We start from the raw sequence: 7082 nt of genomic DNA on the forward strand, positions 1-7082 counted from the left end.
AAACACAGCAAAAGTATTTTAAGGTAAAAATCCGATTTTAGTTTGAAAATACGTTTTCCTCAACAGCCGTAGATTTTTCTGCGGCTGTTTTGATATAATATAATTGAAGTACTGACAGATTTATAAACTAAAACCTTATGGATGTAAGGGAAGTGGAATGAAATGAAAAAGAATAAGATTTTACTCACCGGTTTGTTATTGGTTGCCGTTACAGTTGCGGCCACACCGTTTGCAAACATTGCTGACGCAAAAGAAAAACAGAACAATGTTCCGCTGCATTATTTTACGCAGGGCAATAAAGTGCAACCGAGCAAAACGCCTTACGGCAACAACCTTTCTGCCGGACATTATGCGCAGGCTGATGACGCGCGGATTTATTATGAAGTGTATGAACCGGAACGGAAAAGCAAAAACGCCGAGACAGTCTTTGTGTTTCACGGCGGGGGCGTGGGCACGCCTTTTGAAATGGGCCAGCTCATTGACGCGCTGCGCAAAGATCGTAAAGTCGCAGTGGTGTCTACCCGGGGGCATGGCCGCTCGGAGATTGGGACCAAGCCGTTGACCTACGAACAGAAAGCCAACGACATGCTTGCCGTTATGCGTGCGGTGACCGATAAGCCCGCTACCCTTGTGGGCTTCAGTGACGGAGCTTATACAGCCTACAAAGTTGCCGCCATGTATCCGGAAACAGTGGAACGCATTGTAACAATAGGAGCAGGCTCACTGGAAAAAGGCTTTTTCAGCGGGGAACTGAAGGTCAGCGATTTGGAAAAAATCGATAAGGCCTTTGTGGATCAGCAGAAAGCGCTCATGCCGGAACCGGAACGCTGGCAGGAGTTCTGCACAAATTATATGAAGTTCTGGAACCGGACGGAAGTTGGGAAGGACCTCTTTGGCTCCATTAAGTGCCCTGTTCTTCTCATCGCCGGCGACGAAGACGATCACGCGCCTCTGGTGACCATGGTGGCAGCGCACCAGATGATTCCCGATTCCCGGTTGTGCATCGTGCCGAAAGCTTGGCACACAGCGTTTTTGGATAATTTCCCGGTAACGTGGGCTGCTATGGACGGTTTCATTCACGCAGACAGAAACAGTTTCCAGAGAAGCCGGAAGGTGGAGTACAATAACCGCGTTTTGAAATAGTAGACAAATTGCAGTTTTGCTCAATATCTGTAGATTTTTCCACGGCTATTTTGTTATAATGAATTAAAATGATATTTACGAATACAAATCAACTTTTATGTGAAAGAGGTCTTCTATGAAAAAGATTTTGCTGGTTAATGCGAGCCCTAGAAAAGGGGGTAACTCAGATTTAATTACAAAGATGCTTGCCGAAGAGTTGAAAGATTGTGAAGTGATTGTGTTTAATATGCGTGAAAAGAAATGCAATCCTTGCCTTGCCTGTGGGGCATGCCAGGGCAAGGATACTCAGATGTGCGTACAGAAGGACGATATCCAAAAGCTTCTTCCTGAGATTGACCGATGCGATGGAATTGTACTTGCCACGCCGATTTACAATCAGCAGATCTGTTCGCAGGCGAAGCTGTTTATTGAACGGTGGTATCCTTTTTTCAAATTTGACAATCCGCTGATGACCAACTCTTCCAAATGCGGGAAAAAAGGAGCCATTATCTGTTCATTTTGGGGAAGCCCGGTTGATGTGACGACAAAATATGCAGAATGGACATTGGACGGTTTTTCGCAGATAGGCGTGGAAGAAAAGAAAGCGTTAATCTTCCCGCAGATACCCGGACGCGGCGATATATGTAAACGGGAAGACTATATGGCGCAGATCCGTGCGCTTGCCGGATGGCTGAAAGCATAAATCGTTGTTTTTCTAACACCCATTTTTCTGCGGCTGTTTTGTTATAATTATAAATAATTGTAGTTACGCATACATATCGGAGTTTATTAAAGGGGATGCGGATTATGTTATTGATTGAGTTTCACAGGGTATCCGTCTGCATGGGCGATGATGTATGGAATGGTAAATATACGATAGAGATGCCAGATGACGCGACACTTGGAGAATTGTTATATATTATCCTGCATGGTGGCAACGGCAACATCTGGCCGATCCCCTATACCGGGGCAAACAGTAATTGGTGGGTTCAGTCCAACATCGGCAATCTTGCCAAAATATACACGGACAACGATGGTGAGTGGCATATCGAGGACTATTACTGCGATGCACAGACTCCATTGAAGGATCTCGGTATCAAATGGACGTTCGGCAGTCAACACGAAAAGACAAAAAGGTGAGCATGTGCCGAACCATTTGTAACAACCCGACAAATTCCAGTTTGGATTAGAGACGACAAACATTATGGGTAGTGGTATGACAGGCACATTGCAAAGCAGATAGTATAAACTGAAAAATGTAAGTTAAAAAGGAGGTCGATTGTTTATGAACCAGGTTGAAAAAATGACAGACCTTGTCGCGAAGTTCGTCGCCTATACGGCTAAGAAACTTCCTGACGATGTCATCGCCAAGCTGGAAGAACTGCGTGCCAAAGAGGACAGCCCCATGGCCCGGGTAATTTACGATACCATGTTCCGCAACCAGGAACTGGCCGTAAAACTGGACCGGCCCTCCTGTCAGGACACCGGCGTCCTGCAGTTCTGGGTAAAATGCGGGACTAAATTCCCGTTGATTGACGACGTAGAGGCACTGCTGAAGGAAGCGGTAGTAAAAGCAACCTTCGAAGCGCCTCTCCGGCACAATTCCGTGGAAACCTTCGATGAATACAACACAGGTAAAAATGTGGGAAAGGGCACGCCTACCGTATGGTGGGACATCGTTCCCCATTCTGACAAATGCGAAATCTATACTTATATGGCCGGAGGCGGCTGTACATTGCCCGGTTATGCCATGGTTCTGATGCCCGGTGAAGGGTATGAAGGCGTCACCAAATTTGTCCTGGACAGGATGACCAGCTACGGGCTTAATGCCTGCCCGCCTCTCCTGGTAGGCGTAGGCGTTGCAACTTCCGTGGAAACGGCAGCCCTGCTCTCCAAAAAAGCCCTGTTGCGCCCCATCGGTTCCCATAACCCCAATGAACGGGCCGCTAAAATGGAAAAACTGCTGGAAGAGGGCATTAATGCCATCGGCATCGGTCCCCAGGGCATGGGTGGAAAAGGAGCGGTACTGGGCGTGAACGTGGAGAACACGGCAAGGCATCCGTCCGCTATCGGCGTGGCCGTGAATGTAGGATGCTGGAGCCATCGCCGGGGCCACATCGTGTTTGACAAAGACCTCAATTACGAAATTTTATCGCATTCGGGGGTGACATTATAATGGCAGTAGAATTCAAAGACGGCAAAAAAATACTGGTCACACCGGTTACCGCGGAAGACTTAAAAGACATTAAGATCGGCGATATCATTTACCTGACAGGCAGCCTGACCACCTGCAGAGACGTGGCGCACCGGCGCGTGGTGGAAGAAGGACGCGAGATTCCCGTGGACGTTCGCAACAATGCAATTTTCCATGCAGGCCCCATCATCCGTCCGCTGCCGGACGACAAGTTTGAGATGGTTTCTGTAGGTCCCACCACGTCCATGCGTATGGAAAAGTTTGAGTATGAATTTGTAAAAATTACAGGTGTACGTGTCATTGTAGGCAAGGGCGGCATGAAAGAAAACACCGCCAAAGCCTGTAAAGAGTTTGGCGCAATCCATTGTGTGTTCCCTGCCGGCAATGCGGTAGTAGCTGCGGTGGAAGTGGAAGAAATCGTCAAAGCCGAATGGCGCGACCTGGGCATGCCGGAGACCCTCTGGAACTGCCGCGTCAAAGAGTTCGGCCCATTGATCGTTTCCATTGACGCCCAGGGCCGCAACTATTTTGAAGAAAAGAAAGTGGAATATAATCGGCGCAAAGACGAACAAATCGCAGAAATCTGCAAGCAGGTAAGATTTATAAAATAATTCGCCCGCGGGTTCAGTTAAAAGTGTTTGTGCTTTTTTAAAAGATTCATATTTTTTACCTCAACAGTCATGATATAATTGAAAAAACAATTTCCATCAATGTCAATTTTGCTGAACCTGTTTTGTATATATAATATAAGGCGTTTAAATTTTTATATAAGGAGGATCCTGTTATGCCGATTAACAAAAACGAACTCGCACAAGAAATGATTCAGAAAGCTCTGCAGTGCAATACAGCGGAAGATTTGATTGCCTATGCCAAATCGGAAGGCCTGGATATTACCAAAGACGAAGCCGAGGCGTACATGGCGGAGCTGGCTGATGTTGAATTGGACGGCAATGAACTGACTAAAATAGCGGGTGGAGCGAGCTATAAGGACTGCTCCGATTACGATTGTTCCTATTAAAAGCCGGTTTGAATACATTTTCCTTTGCAATAAAAATATTACAACCTTGCTGTGCGCCATGCGCAGCAGGGTTTTTCTTTTTATACAGTCTAAGGAAATGCAGACGAATTAATCAGTGTTTCCTTAAGAAAATAAAAAAGAGGACGTCCAGACAACACATCGGGACGTCCTCTTTTACTATCAACTCAATTACGGCGGTTTTTCCTGCCCCCGCCGCTTGCCAGATAAGCCGGATACCATTTTTGAAACCATACAGTAAATACTCCCATACCTACCGGCAGAACATTGTTAACAATCAGGCTCATATTCCCCAGCCCTTCGCTTCGCAGAACCCATGTCAGGACAGCAGTCAGAACATATAAAACGCCCCAGCAGGCGGACAATATGTAATTCGTCTTCATAAACAACAGGTTCCTGCATGCCCTGTCTCCGCCGTATTTATATTTAACATAGGTAGCGCTCAAAGGCTCATTAATAAGGCACGACCCCAGCCACATCAATCCGAAAACGAGGTAACCGCCAGCGATAGCGGTAGCATCTCCTTCTCCTAACATGTATGCCGACGCAGAAAGAATGGCAACTGCCACAAGGGACAACCGATCCCAGATAACGAACCGGTGATGTCTCATAAGCAGCGGGGTCAGGGCGGAGACAACAAGCGCAATCATGCTGCCACGCTTCGGATCAAACGATATGGCGGTCCAGTAGACGATCCATGGAATCAGCATCGTGGTCATTGACGGTTTTTTTAGTCCTTCTTCCGAACTGTCTTCGATTTCCGCTGTACCGTTTCCGAAATATTTATTCCAACTGGTCATCAGGGAAAAATCCCCGGAAACCGTATACATCTGTTTCCCCAGAGCTTCGCCGGCCCCGATTTCTCCCCGGGCAATGCTCGCCCACACTTCGTAAGATGTAACAATGCATGTTGTCGAAGAAAGGCTTCCGTCTGTACACACTTTACTGCCATCTTTACCAAGAAGGATCTGATACGTTTTATCAATATCCGTGTAATGTATCTCCAGAACACGGTCTTTCCCGTCATATGCATTCTTGTTGTACGAAGCCGCCAACCGTCTGATAAAAACAGCATCTTCCGTTTCTTTTTTCCCAGCCGCCTTATTGACTTCCCTGTTCATATCTGCCATAGCCATGATTCATTCCTGTTAATTCCAATCCGTTAAATCCTACTATAAACACAAAAATGAAAAAGGGGAAAGTTTCTCAATAGCTAATGCACAAGTTTTAGCATTAAAGAAAACATTAACACCATCATAGTTTTTCAAAAAATTATAATTAGATAATTTCATTTTGACCCTTGGTTTAAAATAATTATATTACAAGAATAGTTAAGGTGTCAAAACAATAATCAAATACTACTTCTTAATTGACTCATACCTTATCATAAAAAGCCATATTATAGCATTAGTGTTTCTTCAACCACTTTTCGACTTCTTCCTTAGTTTTCCAAAGCTTCAATTTTTCTTAAAAAACACTTGACAAACATTAGCAAGATTTATACGCGTAACTATCATTGAAAAAAACAAATAAAAGACTAACTCCCTCTGCATATCATTTAAAAATACGCAGAGGGAGTTTTTACGGGAACCATTTTCATTATTTCTTACTTGCATTGTTTGCCATTTCGTTCAATCTTTTCCAAATCTCATGTCGCTCTTCATATAGTTTTCCAGCGTCTTTCAATGCCTGCTGAAATTCTGGCCATCGTTTATGTTGATTGTTTATGATGACAACATTATTGGCGCTGACGACAATAGCGTCATGCAGTTCTGAAGGTTTGATATGAGCGATTTGAAATGTACCATAGCTGTGCCGATCAATAGGGAAGCGAAGACCGACGAACTTGTGAAGTACATGTTTGCTTTTTCCGTCCCCATATGATAATTCCGTAATGGCGGGTATGTAACGCCCTCCAAAAGTCGAACAGTGCAATAAGATGAGATCAGGCCCTTTTGTATCAAATTGACAATCTAGTTTCAACCGATAACCGCCGATATTATGGTCAAATAGTTTATAATACACAGAAGCTACGTATTGACCTTTTGTATTCTGGCTGATGGTTGTTTTTACCCTCCTGGGGTGTTTTGCCCGGTATTCATCCGCATATCCGGCAGCAACTGAATTGGATACCAACAGAAGTCCCAGTATGGAAACCAGCAGAAACATCTTATGCAACCGATGGCGTAATAAATAATTGTCCATTTTTTAATCCTTCGTTTTTGCTATTTTTACTATAACTTACTATAACTTAATAATCGTACAAAACTATGGCTAAAGTAGTACAACTTTTTGACATCCCGTACTTTTGTGACTTTTTCTGCAACTGTTTTGTTATAATGAATAATAGATGAGACTATTGAGACAAATTCCAGTTTTGCTCAGCAACGATGAGTATGATATAATTAAAAAAATAATTTTCAAGAGTGTCAATTTTGCTGAACCTGTTTTGTATATATAGATAAAAGGCTTTTATTATTTTATAGCTATAGGGAGGATTCTATTATGCCGATTAACAAAAATGAAATCACAAAAGAAATGCTGGAAAAAGCGATGCAGTGCAACACTGCAGAAGATTTGATTGCGTTAGCAAAAACTGGCGGATATGAACTAACCAAAGAAGAAGCCGAGGCGTACATGGCGGAGATGGAAGACGTGGAACTTGACAGCGATGCGTTGAAGCAGGTGGCGGGTGGCTTGTGCTACAGTGCTGGCATGGGGTCTAACGAA

9 protein-coding genes are annotated in these 7082 nt (G+C 44.4%); 7 read left to right on the top strand and 2 right to left on the bottom strand.

Annotated features, from left to right (window positions below; all coding sequences use genetic code 11):
* The first annotated feature begins 162 nt into the window (after window positions 1–162).
* The 6 genes from QZV31_RS12695 (at window position 163) to QZV31_RS12720 (ending at window position 4334) form a co-directional block, all read left to right on the top strand.
* On the top strand, window positions 163–1143 hold the full coding sequence (locus QZV31_RS12695) for an alpha/beta hydrolase (protein ID WP_295361322.1): 981 nt from the start codon (window positions 163–165) through the stop codon (window positions 1141–1143).
* Window positions 1144–1258: 115 nt separating this feature from the next.
* Entirely contained in the window at window positions 1259–1825 is a 567-nt protein-coding gene (locus QZV31_RS12700) for a flavodoxin family protein (RefSeq protein ID WP_093914172.1), read from the top strand.
* Window positions 1826–1929: 104 nt separating this feature from the next.
* Window positions 1930–2262 carry a hypothetical protein gene (locus QZV31_RS12705; protein ID WP_093730261.1) on the top strand — a complete coding sequence of 111 codons (333 nt, stop codon included), beginning with the start codon at window positions 1930–1932 and terminating at the stop codon, window positions 2260–2262.
* Window positions 2263–2407: 145 nt separating this feature from the next.
* Window positions 2408–3298, top strand: a complete 891-nt coding sequence (gene ttdA / locus QZV31_RS12710) for a L(+)-tartrate dehydratase subunit alpha (RefSeq protein ID WP_295361328.1) — start codon at window positions 2408–2410, stop codon at window positions 3296–3298.
* The gene (gene ttdB / locus QZV31_RS12715) at window positions 3298–3927 is read left to right on the top strand and encodes a L(+)-tartrate dehydratase subunit beta (protein ID WP_295361331.1); all 630 of its coding nucleotides are present in this window, start codon (window positions 3298–3300) and stop codon (window positions 3925–3927) included. The genes ttdA and ttdB overlap by 1 nt, the downstream gene beginning before the upstream one ends.
* A gap of 173 nt (window positions 3928–4100) precedes the next feature.
* The gene (locus QZV31_RS12720; RefSeq protein ID WP_295361335.1) at window positions 4101–4334 is read left to right on the top strand and encodes a DUF2624 family protein; all 234 of its coding nucleotides are present in this window, start codon (window positions 4101–4103) and stop codon (window positions 4332–4334) included.
* Between the two features lie 185 nt (window positions 4335–4519).
* Here QZV31_RS12720 and QZV31_RS12725 read toward each other — a convergent pair whose 3' ends face one another.
* Window positions 4520–5488 (bottom strand): hypothetical protein, encoded by a 969-nt coding sequence (locus QZV31_RS12725; protein ID WP_295361339.1) that lies wholly within the window; start codon window positions 5486–5488, stop codon window positions 4520–4522.
* 463 nt (window positions 5489–5951) lie between these two features.
* On the bottom strand, window positions 5952–6557 hold the full coding sequence (locus QZV31_RS12730) for a hypothetical protein (RefSeq protein ID WP_295361343.1): 606 nt from the start codon (window positions 6555–6557) through the stop codon (window positions 5952–5954).
* Window positions 6558–6857: 300 nt separating this feature from the next.
* On the opposite strand from QZV31_RS12730, the gene QZV31_RS12735 reads away from it, so the two are divergent.
* A partial coding sequence (locus tag QZV31_RS12735; protein ID WP_295361345.1) for a Nif11-like leader peptide family RiPP precursor occupies window positions 6858–7082 on the top strand: 225 nt, incomplete at its 3' end.

This window comes from uncultured Succiniclasticum sp. (genome assembly GCF_902793885.1).
In the GTDB taxonomy this organism is placed as follows: Bacteria; Bacillota; Negativicutes; order Acidaminococcales; family Acidaminococcaceae; genus Succiniclasticum.